Annotated in this window: 12 protein-coding genes and 1 tRNA gene; 7 read left to right on the plus strand and 6 right to left on the minus strand. The window is 39.9% G+C overall.

Going from position 1 to position 14650, the window contains the following annotated elements; genetic code table 11:
- Positions 1-7: 7 nt before the first annotated feature.
- The 6 genes from gltX to V7L01_RS04810 form a co-directional block, all read right to left on the minus strand.
- Positions 8-1450 (minus strand): glutamate--tRNA ligase, encoded by a 1443-nt coding sequence (gene gltX / locus V7L01_RS04785; RefSeq protein ID WP_335032413.1) that lies wholly within the window; start codon positions 1448-1450, stop codon positions 8-10.
- Between the two features lie 138 nt (positions 1451-1588).
- Positions 1589-1662: transfer RNA gene (locus tag V7L01_RS04790), tRNA-Asp, on the minus strand.
- Between the two features lie 110 nt (positions 1663-1772).
- Complete coding sequence (locus V7L01_RS04795; RefSeq protein WP_335033156.1) at positions 1773-3299, minus strand: serine/threonine protein kinase; 1527 nt, start codon at positions 3297-3299, stop codon at positions 1773-1775.
- A 97-nt stretch (positions 3300-3396) separates the two neighbouring features.
- The gene (locus V7L01_RS04800; protein WP_335032415.1) at positions 3397-5019 is read right to left on the minus strand and encodes a serine/threonine protein kinase; all 1623 of its coding nucleotides are present in this window, start codon (positions 5017-5019) and stop codon (positions 3397-3399) included.
- Between the two features lie 293 nt (positions 5020-5312).
- The gene (locus V7L01_RS04805) at positions 5313-6497 is read right to left on the minus strand and encodes an esterase-like activity of phytase family protein (RefSeq protein WP_335032417.1); all 1185 of its coding nucleotides are present in this window, start codon (positions 6495-6497) and stop codon (positions 5313-5315) included.
- A gap of 86 nt (positions 6498-6583) precedes the next feature.
- Positions 6584-8044: a TM0106 family RecB-like putative nuclease gene (locus tag V7L01_RS04810; RefSeq protein ID WP_335032419.1), complete on the minus strand. Its 1461-nt coding sequence runs from the start codon at positions 8042-8044 to the stop codon at positions 6584-6586.
- A gap of 212 nt (positions 8045-8256) precedes the next feature.
- On the opposite strand from V7L01_RS04810, the gene V7L01_RS04815 reads away from it, so the two are divergent.
- The 7 genes from V7L01_RS04815 to V7L01_RS04845 all read left to right on the plus strand — a co-directional run bounded on the left by V7L01_RS04815 (position 8257) and on the right by V7L01_RS04845 (position 14223).
- Entirely contained in the window at positions 8257-8715 is a 459-nt protein-coding gene (locus V7L01_RS04815; protein WP_335032421.1) for an HIT family protein, read from the plus strand.
- Between the two features lie 117 nt (positions 8716-8832).
- Complete coding sequence (locus V7L01_RS04820) at positions 8833-10026, plus strand: aminotransferase class V-fold PLP-dependent enzyme (protein ID WP_335032423.1); 1194 nt, start codon at positions 8833-8835, stop codon at positions 10024-10026.
- A gap of 122 nt (positions 10027-10148) precedes the next feature.
- On the plus strand, positions 10149-11231 hold the full coding sequence (locus V7L01_RS04825; protein WP_335032425.1) for a glycosyl transferase: 1083 nt from the start codon (positions 10149-10151) through the stop codon (positions 11229-11231).
- Positions 11232-11432: 201 nt separating this feature from the next.
- A complete protein-coding gene (locus tag V7L01_RS04830) occupies positions 11433-11846 on the plus strand; it encodes a secondary thiamine-phosphate synthase enzyme YjbQ (protein ID WP_196512283.1) in 414 nt (137 codons plus the stop codon).
- Between the two features lie 295 nt (positions 11847-12141).
- A complete protein-coding gene (locus V7L01_RS04835) occupies positions 12142-12891 on the plus strand; it encodes a hypothetical protein (protein WP_335032427.1) in 750 nt (249 codons plus the stop codon).
- A gap of 32 nt (positions 12892-12923) precedes the next feature.
- Positions 12924-13712, plus strand: a complete 789-nt coding sequence (locus V7L01_RS04840) for a Nif3-like dinuclear metal center hexameric protein (RefSeq protein WP_335032429.1) — start codon at positions 12924-12926, stop codon at positions 13710-13712.
- 292 nt (positions 13713-14004) lie between these two features.
- Entirely contained in the window at positions 14005-14223 is a 219-nt protein-coding gene (locus tag V7L01_RS04845; protein WP_335032431.1) for a hypothetical protein, read from the plus strand.
- The last annotated feature ends 427 nt before the right edge of the window (positions 14224-14650 follow it).

Here is a 14650-nt window from a genome sequence, read left to right on the forward strand (position 1 = left end):
GTAATCGCTAACTAGCTTCCGTTATTGCCCTACTCAAGCGCGACTTATCTAAACCAATCTGATTTAGTAGTAACCAAGATTGGATCAAGTCGGGGCCATGAACATCTCCAGTTAAGGCTGCTCTGAGCGATCGCATCACTAAGCCTTTTTTAACTTTTTGCTCTTTCACCACTTGTTTAATAATGTCTTGGGCGGCGGCTTCTGACAGTTGCGGCTGATTTTCTAAAGCTGTGACAATCGCCTCAAGGACAGCAGCAGAACCTTCTTGCTTCAGTTGTGTACTGCCTTCTTCGCTAAATTCAATATCAGTAAAAAACAGTTGACCTTGAGGTACTGCATCTACTAAACGAGTCAAACTCTGGCTAATTAAAGTTACTAGCTGTTCTAACCAAGGGCGTTCTCTTCCACCATCAAATTTATACCCAGCCGCTTCCCAATAGGGTATGAGTAAATCTGTAAGTTTATCTACTGGCGTCTTGTGGATATACTGACTGTTCAACCAATCCAGCTTGTCCCAGTCAAACTTTGCACCTGCTTTATTTACACGCTCAAAACCAAATTCTTTGGCTGCTTCTTCTAAGGTAAATATTTCTTGCGTCGAGTCTGGTGGCGACCAACCCAGCAATGTCATGTAATTCACCAAGCCTTCAGCAGTAAAGCCCATTTTCTTAAACTCAGAAATGGAAGTAACACCATCTCGCTTAGAAAGCTTCTGCCCTGTCTTGCTCAAAATCAGCGGCGTGTGGGAAAACTCTGGAATTTTTGCACCTAAAGCTTCATACAGTAAAATTTGCTTGGCGGTATTGGCGATGTGGTCTTCTCCCCGAATGACATGGGTGATTTGCATCTCGATATCATCCACTACAACTACAAAGTTGTATAAAGGTTGACCGCTACTCTCTTCTGAGGCGCGGGCGATGACCATATCACCACCTAAATCGCTACCTCGCCAAGACATCTTTCCCCTTACTAGGTCGTTCCAGACAATTTCCTGCCCATCTTCGATTTTGAAGCGAATCACAGAGGAGCGACCTTCTGCTTCAAATGCGGCGCGTTGTTCTGGCGTGAGATTGCGGTGACGGTTGTCATAGCGGGGAGCTTCGCCCCTAGCTTTCTGAGCTTCTCTTAGCGCTTCTAGTTCTTCGCTGGTGGTGTAACAGCGATAGGCTAACCCTTGATCTAGCAGTTTTTGCACTGCTTCTTTATAAAGATCCAGGCGTTGAGATTGGAAAAATGGCCCTTCATCCCAGTTCAGTCCCAGCCAACGCAGTCCTTCAAGAATATTGTCGGTGTATTCGGGACGCGATCGCTCTAGGTCTGTGTCTTCTATTCGCAGTATAAATTTCCCGCCGTGGTGACGGGCAAATAACCAGTTAAATACAGCTGTTCTAGCTGTACCAATATGTAAATTTCCGGTTGGACTCGGCGCAATACGGACTCTAACAGTCACAGTTAATTCTCTCTTTTGCAAAGCATGATAAATGTAGCTTATATTCAAACCCTGAATTCTGAGTCAATCCCTTTGGGGAATTCAAAATCCAAAATCACCGAAGTTCAGTTCAGCGATATACTACTCATAAATTTAGAACGGGACTGACGGGGCTCGAACCCGCAACTTCCGCCGTGACAGGGCGGTGCTCTAACCAATTGAACTACAGTCCCTTGTTTGGCAACTTTGCTATTATCACCATTTTTTTTCTACTTGTCAAGCGTTTTGGAGTTGGAAATTAGGAATTCTTTTTGTCCTGTCTCTCCAAGGTGCGGATTTTTCCTCAAATAGAGCAGGGTAATACAACCTGTGGCTGTGATTCCAGGTGCTGCAATATCCGGGATTGCATTTGTTTATACTGCTGTTTTAATAGCTGTTTGCTCAACTGAGGTTGAGAAGCGGGTGGCAGACTTTGACTCTGTTTCACCCAAGTTTTTAACATTTGCCGCTGAGTTGGCTCGATGCGACTGCTGAGAACGTTGATACAGGAATGTGGTGCTTCTAGGGTAAAGAAAATCAAAGGGTAGCGTTCATTTTCAGCCAGGAAACTTACCAGCCTACAATTTTGGGGATTTTGCATATCTAAGTAGCAGGGTAGCCACTTAGGAGCCAATTGCCGATTGTAGAGTAGAGTCACCCACAAGAGCATTGGGTGAGGGGATGTCATGAAGATAAACTGGTTGTAACGCGTAGAAAGGGCATAATTTTTGATTTCTTGTTTTGGCAACATCAACCATAGTGCTGTCATAGATCCCTGTGGGGTTTCTAGAAGCTGGGGAAAAACAATTTCTTGAATTGGTTTATTTTTAGGCCACAAAAGTTTTCGACAGCTTTGTTCTACTGTGATTGGCAAACCTGAATCTAAGGGACGGCTAAGGATGGAGCTAGAGGCTAAAGTTGTAGGTATACTTGGACAATTAGACTGTTCTAAACTGTTTAATACTTGCAAAATTTGAGCGATATTTTGTGGGCGATCGCTTGCTTTTTTAGCAAGACAAGACATAATTAAATTATTTAGCTTCTGAGGTATTTTAAGAGTAGGTTTAACATCTGCGATCGTTTTTGGTTGCTCAAAGTGATGTGCTTTATACCAAGCACCAAAGTAATCAGTTTCTGGTTTCCACGGTTTTTTGCCTGTGAGCATTTCAAACATCATCACACCCAAGCTATAAATATCAGAGCGACTATCCAATTTTTCTCCATCTAACTGTTCTGGAGAACAGTAAGGTAAAGTGCCATTAAATCCTCTGCTTGTACTAGCTGTTGATGCATAATTCAAAAATCTAGCTATACCAAAATCGAGAATTTTAACTAACTGGCCCAATATCGGATCGGGAATAACTAATATATTGGCAGGCTTGATATCTCTATGAACTAACGGACAAATTTTGCCGTCAATGTTAATGCCTTGATGGGCACACTGTAAGCCCAAACAAATTTGGCGAGAAAGAGTCAAAAACATGGGCAGAGGCAACGGAATTAAATCCTTTAAACTCTTACCAGATAGATATTCCATAACGTAGTATGGTTTTCCTTTCTCATTCACACCATAATCATACGCCCGCACTATATGTACGCTCTTTTGACTCAAAGCTGCACTCATTAAAGCTTCACGAGCAAAGTCTTGTTGCATCTTGGTATCGACAACAGTCTGAGTCAAAAACTTGATAGCAACTGGTATTCCTCCTAACAAAATATCATTTGCTAAAAAAACTTCACCCATACCACCGCTGCCAATTAATTGCTTGAGTTGATAACGATTGGCAAGCAAGCCCGTACTAGTTGGAGATATAAATGGGCTTTGATTCACTTCGATCGCCTTTGCTACTGAGTCCATTTTAAGTTAGCAATACACACATAAAATCTCATTAGGAAACGGGGACAAGCATTTTGATTTCTCTAGCATTTCAAGGACGTGATAAAAGTTTAAAAAAAATCTCCATAAATTTAGACATCCAATTTTTTAAACCCTCTTTTTCAGTTTTTTGATCTACGGTTAACTTTCGTAAGATATCTAATTTAAGTTTTTCGTACTCTGTTTTTAGAATATTTTTGGCTTGATTAGACAAAATTATATCATTTGGCTGTTGACTTATATCTAACCAATCTACAAGTTGCTGGCGCTGATTAGCCGTGAGACTTAAAGTCGTTACATGAGAGCAACGGCTTGGCTCTTCTAGAGGAAAAAATAGGAGATGATAGTAGCCTACTTCTGCTAAACTACGCGCTATTTTCTGGCCTTTATTATCTTTCAAATCCAAAAAATAAGGTAGCCACTTAGTCATAGAAGGTTGGGCATCGTATAGTACTGTTACCCACAAAAGCATCGGGTATACATTCATTTTACTAATAAATTCAGTGCCATGTATTTTATCTAAAAATTTTGTTATATCTTGTTTAGGCAACATTGCCCAAAAAGTTGGTATAGGTTTTTGCGGAGTTTGTAGTAAATGGGGAAATCCAATTGGCGCAATTGGTTTATTTTTAGGCCAAGTTTTCTGTAAACACTCTTTTTCTGATAATAATGTTGCAGGAACTAATTGGATTGGGAATGAGAGTTTAACAATGTCACTACTATCATTATTACTATTATGATTAATCTGAATATTAACTTTTTCTAGACTTTCTAATATTTGGTTGATATTTTGAGGGCGATCGCTTACTTCTTTAGCTAAACAACTCATCAATATTTTCTCTAACACCTGCGGAACTTTGACTTGCGGATTCACTTCCTCAAGCGTAGGTGGAATTTGAAAGCGATGCGCTTGATACCAAGTACCAAATGAGTTACTTTTTGTCTGAAATGGATGCTTTCCTGTCAGCATCTCAAACATTAGTACTCCCAAACTGTAAATATCAGAGCGAACATCTAGCAATTTGCGCCCTTCCATATGTTCTGGAGAACAGTAAGGCAAACTGCCAATAAAAGAATCTGTCAGAGTCATCCCACTTCGCTCTGTTAAAAACTTGGCAATACCAAAATCTAGGATTTTAACAATTTCTCCTTGTTTACTATCTTCACTAATGAATATATTTTCTGGTTTTATATCTCTGTGAACAATGGGATAAATCTCTCCTTTGAGGCTGATACCTTGGTGGGCACATTGTAAGCCTAAACAAATTTGATTACAAATTTCTAAAAACTTCGATATTGTTAATGGTTGAATTTTGAGAATTTGTTTGAGATTTTTTCCTTGGAGATATTCCATTACATAAAAGGGAATTTTATCCTCAGTAACGCCATAACTTAAGATGCGAACAATATGTTTACTTTTGCGCCCCAATTGAGCGCCAATAAAAATCTCTCTAGCAAAGCGTTGGGACATTTGCTGGTTTGCCAAACTGAGTGATAAAATTTTGACTGCGATCGGCATACCACCTTTAGCAGTATCTTCTGCTAAATAAACTCTACCCATTCCTCCTTTGCCAATCAAATCTCTGATTAAATAACGATTATTTAAAAATTGCCCAATGTAATTGTCTAGCTCTGCTTTTTGCCCTACCATATTCTCAATTTGATTTTGTTGCATAAAACTCATTTATGAAAAATATTGTTGGCAAAAGACTTTATCAGTCTAGCTAATTACTAAATCTAAATCTAGAAAATATTAGAATTTGTAGAAAATTAATCATCTGTTTTAATCATGATTAATCTATTTGCAAAATTTCATAAACATTATGTAACATATTTATTAAGGAATACGGTTGAGAAATTACACGTAAACTACAAATAGGCTAGATAAACTTGCCTAGTAGATTCCGTGGATACACAGAAATAGCCGAGACAAGTAAATAGCAGTAAAGCTGCGATCCCTCTGTACAGCTAACGGTTCAGATTCGGGAGTAAACGGTGTAATAATCTAATTAGTGGTGTTTCAATTTTAATTTTAAAGGCTAGTATCTGAGTGCGTTGCAAGGAGTTAAAATTGTTATCACTGACTAGGATTAATGATTGCTGTCCATCGGGTAGTTTAGGGCCAAGAGTTAAACCCTCAATGTTGTCTAGCAGTACATCTAGGGTTCTCAAATCTAACAGCAGTTTTTTCTTAACTGGTTTAATATTCTTAGAGTCAACTGCTAAAAGGCTATCAATATTATGAATATCGTCAGCTTCTTCTAAAGAAACCTGAAACAGGGAAATAGCAAATCCTAAACCAGTAAAAGACCGTTCTAAACTTAGGAAGTGTCCTTGATTATCGAGAGCAAGTAAATCAGGTAACCCACTGGCGAATTTGCCAATCAGATTCAAAAATGGTGAAACTGCTTCAGTTTGGTAAAGAAATTCCTTTTGTGGCTGATTGGCGAGCAAGTTGTATTGCAAAATTCTGCAAGGACTACCGATATTAGGTTTAGCTGCGACACCATCTTGAATTAGAGCATTTTCGGTGGCTGTGAATAGATGCTTTTTATCGGGTGTGATGGTGAGACTTTCAAAAGCCAAATTGTTGCGGATACCTTTTTTAGCACTTTTATCTGGCAAAAATTTGTTTGGTATGGGGAGTGTTGTAATTTCTCTGCCAGAAGATAGTGAAAACTCTTTAATAAAAGGATTAATTAATTTTGCAGCATCGCCTTCAGAAGAAATAAATACAGTTGCTTTATTAGTTAAGGCAATACCTTCTGTATCAGTTTCACCAGGGCGAAATGTTTGACTATTTTCATTTAATAATGTGGTTACACTGATAGGAACAACTTTACCCTTTTGTAGGGAACCCTTGCTTAAGTCGATTTTCAGGGTATAGAAACGGGCATTAGCTTTTTGTCCGCGGTCATCGGAAATAGCATAATAAAGGTTGTTTTGTGCGTCATAGGTAATTCCAGATAAACCTCCAATTTCAGTTTTTTTTAAAATTAAACCTTTCGGTAAAGTGGCTTCCCCAATAAACTCTATGCTACTGATTTCAACAGCATTTATGGGTAAAAATTTTAATAAGAAAATAATAATTATAATTGGGAGAAAAAAGTAAATAATTCGCGGGACTACAAAGATTTTTTTAATTAAGTGCATGAAAAGGTATTGCTAAATTTTGAAAATTATAAATAAGATAGGACTGAAACAGTATTGAGTGCTGAGTACTCATGACTCAGCAATAATTAAGCAAGTCGCAAACCATATTCATTCTGAAAAAAGTTGACGAGCCAATCTTTTACTTTATGGGTGGCGCGGCAATCATCTTCGTTGTAGCTTTGGATAATTTCTAGTAAGGTGCGATCGCCTGTTTCTAACCATAGATCGTACCAGTAAATACATTTAGCACCACTCGCTTCTTTTTCCCGCCACTCAAACCCTAACCAACGAGCGATCGCTTTTAAGGCATAGCTTTCTACTGGCAATGCTACACTTTGGGTTAATTGTTCATACACATCCACAAATCGATTCAGTACAGGACGCACTGAGGAGTACGGGGTGTTATAAAGCCTTGCTAGCCGTTTGACTGTATCAAACTCATAGACACAAAAATGATAAATTGGCGCTTCGGGATACTGCCAAACCAAATCCAAAAATTGCTGCCAAACTAATTCTTCGTCTTCGGGTTTATCTGCTAAAAACGAATAAAACTGTTCTGTATTGGCAAGTCTATCAACGACCAAAACCCCCAAAAGATAATTTAAATCCAAGTCTGGTTGTGCTTCAATATCAAAGTAAAGCTCTATGGGTGCTGTAAAAGTAATATCTTTTATTGGTAGCGGATAGGGTAAAACTAAGGGTCGTTTTTCTAATGCAGATTGAGCTTGCACTACTAGCTTAGGTGCTACTTCACGGTCGAAACCAAGCAGGTTTTCTAGAATAGTGGGACTGGTGTTAGCGAGAGATTCCAGTGTGGTGATGGCTAGGTCTTGGAGTTGCGTGTAGCGAATGGGTGTTACACCTGGTAATAATGAAAGATGTTTTTCAGATTGAGCGATCGCATAACATTGACTATACCAATGGCAAAGATTGCACTTTTGCCGAGAAATAAACACCTCTGGCGGATTCGGTAACTCTAAAACTTGAATAAACTCCTCCAAAATCTGCTGCATTCGTGGTGTCCATTTGAACAGATCGACTGGATAATTGGTGTTTTTAGTTCGCAATATGAGCAAAGCTGTTTCTGGTACAACTCCCTGCACTGTTGCCAACACTTGGGCATGAAATGCAGCGACAACTTGATATTCTTGCTTAGGACGCTTACCCAGTTCAATACTAGCCGGGACATACATCCAATCTCCAAAACGGGACTGTCCTGGTTGTTTCACAAGTAAATTTGGACGACTCAGCAGGGTGTATCCTTCAGAATAAGTTGCTGACAGTACTCCCTTGTAGATGTACTCAACCCCACGCTCCATCAATTCTAAAGTTGCCTTCTCTCCCTTTTCCCAGTTTCCGTATGAATAATCTGGTTGGTGATAAGTCATCTGTGCCAAAGCACTCAGCTGATGAGCGATTTTGTCCTGTTGCAGTTTCTGTAGCAACTCATTGGGAGCATCGCGCTGACTTTTGTCACCGTGGATATCTAGAAAAGTTCGGCGTTTACAGCGTTGGTATTGCAGTAGAAGTTCAGCATTGATTAGCATCCTTTTAAGTTAACAAGAATTAGCAGATTCTGGGAGCAACTCAGACAATTTAAAGTTTTGTAAGTGGCGATCGCCTCTACACCTGATTTGCCCTTTATTCTATACTGTCAACAGCTAGCTAGTGACGTAAACAGATAGGGGTTGGCATTTCTGCTAAGTGACAGATAAGGGAGAATAACAAAATCACGTTTTATCCATCATTACCAAGCTACATGACAGAACAACATGAGCCATGTCTTATCTGCGAACGTGTCACACTCTGGGGAAGCGGTCAAAATCCTTACTTCATCCACGAATTCGAGCATTCAATCTTTGTGATTGGCGATAGTCAGTTTCATCGCGGATACTCCCTTATTCTTCTGAAAAACCATATTAGAGAGTTGCATGAACTTCCCCCACCGATCCAATCTGCCTTATTTCAAGAGGTGATGCTGGCAGGACAAGCTATTGTTAACGCTTTTAGTCCGTGGAAAATGAATTATGCATGTTATGGCAATAGTGAGCCACATATTCATTGGCATCTCTTCCCACGCTACGAGTCCGATCCCGATCGCCAAGGTGTCCCGTGGCTTCATGCATCAGAATTCAAACACCATCTGATTACTCCTCAAATAGCGCAGAATCTAGGACAAAAAGTCAGAGAGCATTTATCGTTACTGATTACGAGATAAGATTTGGCAGCGATCGCTTAAATTAATCTCACCTCTATTTTTAGCATTGCTGCTAGGACAAAGTACAAAAACCTTCTATATCAATAGCCTGTAAACAGTAGATATTCCTTGTAAATTATGACTAGTATTTCTATCGCACAAACCAAGTTGCATAGCCATCGAGAGCAATTTCCAGCTTTAGCGAATAAGACTTATTTTAATTATGGGGGACAAGGGCCGATGCCGCAAAGGGCAATGGATGCTATGGCCCAAACTCAAGCTTATGTTCAGCAAATAGGCCCTTTTGGTAATGAGGCGTATCGCTGGATAGCACCCCAGACTCAAGCTGCTAGAGTTGCGATCGCTTCGGAGTTACATGCACCATCTGAAACAATTACTCTCACGCAAAATGTCACTGTTGGCTGCAATATCGCCATGTGGGGCATCGAATGGCGTGCTGGCGACCATCTGCTACTCTCAGACTGCGAACATCCAGGCGTAATTGCTACAGCGCAGGAAATCTCGCGGAGATTCGCTGTAGAAGTTACTACCTGTCCCCTGAAGGCGACTTTAAATGAGGGCGACCCCGTAAAAGTCATTGCCCAGCACTTGCGCCCCAATACCCGTCTTGTAATATTAAGTCATGTTTTCTGGAATACTGGTCAAGTTTTACCTCTTGATAAAATTGCCGAAGTATGCAGAAATAATCATTCATTTTTACTGATAGATGCTGCCCAATCTGCTGGTTTGTTGCCTTTAAACTTGACTGAATTGGGAGTAGATTTTTATGCTTTCACTGGTCACAAATGGTTATGTGGCCCTGCGGGTGCTGGTGGCTTGTATGTCCGCCCAGAAGCACGAGAAAGCCTGAAACCTACGTTTATTGGCTTGAATGGCATTGTTGTGGATAGTCAATCTCAGCCTGTAGATTGGCTTCCCGATGGGCGACGATATGAAGTGTCTACATTAGCTTATCCGTTATATGTTGGGTTGAAGGAAGCGATCGCTATCCATCAGCAATGGGGAACGTCACAGGAACGTTACGAGCAAATTTGCCAAAACAGTGACTACCTTTGGCGGCAGCTAGTAGCCTTACCTGATGTCAAGTGTCTGCGAACTTCTCCACCCGAAAGCGGTATAGTTTCTTTTCAACTCACAAATAATCAACCCCAACCTCATTTGAAGTTGGTACAGTTTTTAGACTCACAAAGCATATTAACTCGGACAATTGCCGATCCTAGCTGTATACGCGTCACCGTTCATTACTTTACTTTAGAATCGGAAATCGACCAATTGATTGAGGCAATTCAAAGTTTTAGCAAAATTAATTAAAAGTTAGGAGTTATAAGTTATCAGTGGCGAAATTATGATTTTAACTCTTGTACGGACGCAATTAATCGCGTCTCCTCCTAACTCTTGTACAGATGCCATTAATCGCGTCTCCTAACTATAAAATGGAACGTCCAATCTTATACTTAGCCATAACTAACCACGGATTTGGTCATGCTACCCGCACGGCTTCAGTTGCTGCGGCAATTCAAAAGTTATGTCCAGAAGTTCTGCTAATTCTGGTGAGTACTGCCCCACGGTGGTTGCTAGAGTGCTATATAGAAGGCGATTTTATTTATCGTCCGCGTGCATTTGATTTGGGTGTGGTGCAAACTGATAGTTTGACAATGGATAAAGTAGCGACTTTAGAAAAGTTGCTCGATATTAAGAAGCATCAAAATTCGCTGATTGCCTCAGAAGTGAATTTTATCCGCCAAAATCGCGTTAATCTAATCTTGGCAGATATTCCCTTCCTGGCTCCTGGGTTTGCCAAAGCTGCAAACATTCCCTGCTGGATGATGAGTAACTTTGGTTGGGACTTTATCTACCGAGATTGGGGAGGCGAATTTACTGCAATTGCTGATTGGATTAGTGATTCGTATTCAAAGTGCGATCGCCTATTTCGTCTCCCTTTCCACGAAGCAATGCCAGCTTTTAAAAATATCACAGATGTTGGCTTAACAGGCGGTTCTCCCCGTTACTCTGCTGATGATTTACGCTCTCTTTGGGGAATAACTGCACCAGTCGAAAAAACTATTTTGTTGACCTTTGGCGGTTTGGGTTTACAGCAAATCCCCTACGATAACCTGCGGCGATTTCCAGATTGGCAATTTATCGTCTTCGATCGATCTGCTCCTGATTTACCTAATTTAGTGAAAATTAATGACCGCAAATACCGCCCTGTGGATTTTATGCCTATTTGTGGAAGAGTCGTTTCTAAACCTGGTTACAGCACTTTTTCTGAAGCCACAATATTAGGAGTGCCTATTGTTACCATGCCGCGTGAGGACTTTGCCGAAGCAACTTTTATAATAGAAGGCATAACTAATTATAACCAGCATCAAATCATCACCCCATCTGAGTTTTTTCAAGGAACTTGGGATTTTCTGTGTGAGTTACCTCAACCACCAAAGCAATCTCAACCAATTTCTAAAGATGGTAATGAAGCGATCGCTAATGCGATTGTCAACTATTTTCGCAGTAATTAAACTTTACTCGGCTGCTAGCTATCCTATGAGAAGGTTATAGCTGTTTTCAATTACGTAAAATACAGTAGGAACGCACAAATATGCGCCCAAAGCGCGTATTGCATCCAAATGAGAACCGCTATAAACTTTAGTTATATGGTGAGATAATTCATCCAAACTAAAAAATTAACGGTTATTAGTCAATAATTAATCAAATTACAGATGACTCACTACCAAAAGTTACTAAAAATTTCCACCACTGGCAAATCTTTTTACAACATCACCGCCAAAATTGAAGCCACAGTTGCAGAGTCGGGAGTGGAAACTGGTCTTTGTACTCTATTTTTGCGCCACACTTCAGCCAGTTTAGTGATTCAAGAAAATGCCGATCCCGATGTCCTTGTGGATTTAGCTAACTTTATGGCAAAACTCGTGCCAGAATCGGGAAAATACATCCACGATGCTGAAGGCCCCGACGATATGCCGGCACACATTCGTACTGCACTCACCCAAACTTCTGAGCATATCCCCATTAATCGAGGTCATTTAGTACTGGGAACTTGGCAGGGAATTTATATTTGGGAACACCGCCAGCGAAGTCATTTAAGAGAATTGGTTGTTCACATTTCTGGATAGCCAATTCTCAAGTTTTATTTATTTAAGATGTAGTTTAGTAGAGTTTAAATACTCTGCTTATACCGCTAACCTTTGGATATAACATTGTAAACTACACGGTGATATGCATTAAATAAATTTTGCCGTGACAGTTTTCTCATGAAAATTATTGATGCAAATTTAAGCAGGTATACACCAAACAATCTGTTTAATTTTGTAAATTCAAAAGTTAAGATTATTTATGGTTATTAAAACATCTAATTATTTAGATATATACTAATATTTAGTGTAAGTTGTATGGGCAATTTCAATTAATATGAAGCAAAAACTAACACCAACTGATACTTTTCAAAGTATTGATGAAATCCTTGCCCAGCAGTCTGTTAAATTATTGTCACTTAATCCTCAAAAGACATTAACTACCAGCTTTGCAGAATTGGGAAATTTGATTGCTGAATACAACACCGACATTGAAATTATCACAACTCTTCAAGAAACTCTCGAAATCATAGTCCTTACTCAGTTGCAAAACTTCCCAGAAAATATCTTCTGGGATTTTGATTTTTTGGTAAGTAGTATGCTTAGACAGGCTTTAATCGCAGAGGAGGGCGCTGTTCCTTTCTTAAAAGTTTTTGGTGAAAAGATGGTTTACCTAACGGAGATGTTCGGGAATAAAACGGAGATGCGCTTTCGTTACGTTCACGATTTTATGTATGGGTTTGAGTGGGCAAGATGGGTACAAAAAGAGCCACAAAAACGCGCCCACATAGAGCCTTTTAGTCTGGTTTTTTTGGATTATTTGCTCGTCAAAGGTAAAGAACTTTTACAACGGATTAATCACGGTCAAATCGTATCTTATAAACTATGTGATACAGGTTACCGCAATCCCTTCACCTTTTCTCGCGAACCAGAAGATGAATATCGTCTGCTAACTTATCTTGCTGAGGAACAACTTATCCCAGTAGCAGTGTGGGACTCGAATGCTAGCCCTGTATGGAACAAACCTTTCCAAGAAATGCGCCAGCAATTAGCATTAAAATTAAATATTCAACCCCAGAGACACTGATTAGCAATTAGAAATTGCTGAAGAAAATAATTATGGAAATTGCTGATTTAATTACTTGGTTTGAAGCATGGGCAAATCCCGCTTGGTGTGAAAGCTGGGATAATTGTGGCTGGCAGATTGAACCAGGAGTGTTGCAGGAAAAAGCACGGGTATTGGTGTGTTTGACACCGACTTTGGCTGTAATGCAAGAAGCGATCGCTCTTAATGCTAATCTGATATTCGCCCATCACCCCTTAATTTTTAATCCTCTCAAATCTTTACGCACTGGTGAAGCGATCGCAGAAATGGTACGGTTGTCCTTTACCCACAATATTGGTATTTACACTGCCCACACGAATTTTGACCAAGTGCAGGATGGTACTGCTGACGTTTTAGCTCAGATTTTAGAACTCAAAGAAGTTACTCCCATAGAACTTACACAAGCAGGATTAGGATATGGTCGTGTTGGTTTGCTAGAGCCATTTCTGACCTTACAGGAATTACTAGCAACCATTCAAACGCGACTTGCTCCCCCTCATTTGATTTTTTCCCCAACTGCTGATTTACAGCAAACAATTTCACGAGTTGCCGTTTTGGGTGGTTCGGGGGCTAGTTACATTTCAGCCGTTGCCAAAACTGGTGCCCAAGCTTATCTGACTTCTGACTGTAAGTTTCATCAATTTCAAGAAAGCCGCGATGCTAATCTCATTTTAATCGATGCCGGACATTACGCTACCGAACGTCCTGCTTGCGATCGCTTGGTGCAAAAATTTCAGTCCTTAAACCTAGATTGGGTGCAATTAAGTCAAAAGGATGAAGATTTTCGCCAGTTTTTTGCTTGATTGCTTGTGTTTAACTATATTTTTGGGATACTTGCTTAAAAGTTTCTTTATGTTTTAATATTGTTGAATTATGTGCCATCTCAACATTGGTGCTGAAAATTTTTGTAACCATCTATCTCCGTATATTAATAGATAAATGCACCTAAATTTCATATAGTGAACCATTGCTGTGATGGAAATCACTAATTACGTGTAATGATAATCACATAATATTCATGTTCCATATCAATTAGTTGCAGAGCGAAATGGTCCACACTTGACGTAAGAATTTGTTTACTGTGCCTTAACCAAGATGATTCGCACACTCGTTGAATCTGCTTTCCAAACTGGATATCTTAGTGTTGAATCTGAGGGTTTACTCCATCAAGTGCTGGCCACTAAATGCTGGAAGGAAGAGGATTTGTCAGCCCTAGCAGCTCTATACAATGCAGTTCGCACAGGACAAATTAAACGAGAAGCGTCCTCGTCGAACGTGCTTATGGAATTTCCCCTACCCTATAAATCTTGCTGATACTCCAAAAGAAGCAGATTGTAATTTTCTCATGGTCTTTCCCGTCTGCCCCTCATCTTCTTTGCCCCTAAAGCTTCTTTCCCGTACTCTGTTGCCTTTTTCTTAGTCATCATCAGGCAAAAACCTTAAAAACTCAAAACTCTTTAGGTGTTGTTGTTGAAAACCATCAAGGTCAGCAAGAGAATGAGTTAAGATCAGATACACATGGGTAAAAGTAAAATCAAGTCCCCGGACTTCCCAGCAATGCCAATGAATATAAGTAGGCAAGTTAAACAACCGCAATCAACGATTTATTTGGAGTATTCTTTATTACATAATAGTAAGAAGGACTCACCAGCAAATATCAACCTGGTTAGGACAGGTTCCGAATTGTTTGACTTCCATGAAGCAGACATTCCGTAAAATGAGCCGGAGGGAGAGTGAATTC

Source organism: Nostoc sp. (genome assembly GCF_036917095.1).
GTDB lineage: Bacteria > Cyanobacteriota > Cyanobacteriia > Cyanobacteriales > Nostocaceae > Nostoc.

Bases quoted from the DNA above. Each gene is read 5' to 3' on its own strand.
- V7L01_RS04800 (WP_335032415.1), bottom strand. From the start codon at position 5,019: ATGCAACAAAATCAAATTGAGAATATGGTAGGGCAAAAAGCAGAGCTA.
- V7L01_RS04845 (WP_335032431.1), top strand. From the start codon at position 14,005: ATGATTCGCACACTCGTTGAATCTGCTTTCCAAACTGGATATCTTAGT.
- V7L01_RS04830 (WP_196512283.1), top strand. From the start codon at position 11,433: ATGACTCACTACCAAAAGTTACTAAAAATTTCCACCACTGGCAAATCT.
- V7L01_RS04805 (WP_335032417.1), bottom strand. From the start codon at position 6,497: ATGCACTTAATTAAAAAAATCTTTGTAGTCCCGCGAATTATTTACTTT.
- V7L01_RS04810 (WP_335032419.1), bottom strand. From the start codon at position 8,044: ATGCTAATCAATGCTGAACTTCTACTGCAATACCAACGCTGTAAACGC.
- V7L01_RS04820 (WP_335032423.1), top strand. From the start codon at position 8,833: ATGACTAGTATTTCTATCGCACAAACCAAGTTGCATAGCCATCGAGAG.
- V7L01_RS04815 (WP_335032421.1), top strand. From the start codon at position 8,257: ATGACAGAACAACATGAGCCATGTCTTATCTGCGAACGTGTCACACTC.
- V7L01_RS04835 (WP_335032427.1), top strand. From the start codon at position 12,142: ATGAAGCAAAAACTAACACCAACTGATACTTTTCAAAGTATTGATGAA.
- V7L01_RS04840 (WP_335032429.1), top strand. From the start codon at position 12,924: ATGGAAATTGCTGATTTAATTACTTGGTTTGAAGCATGGGCAAATCCC.
- V7L01_RS04825 (WP_335032425.1), top strand. From the start codon at position 10,149: ATGGAACGTCCAATCTTATACTTAGCCATAACTAACCACGGATTTGGT.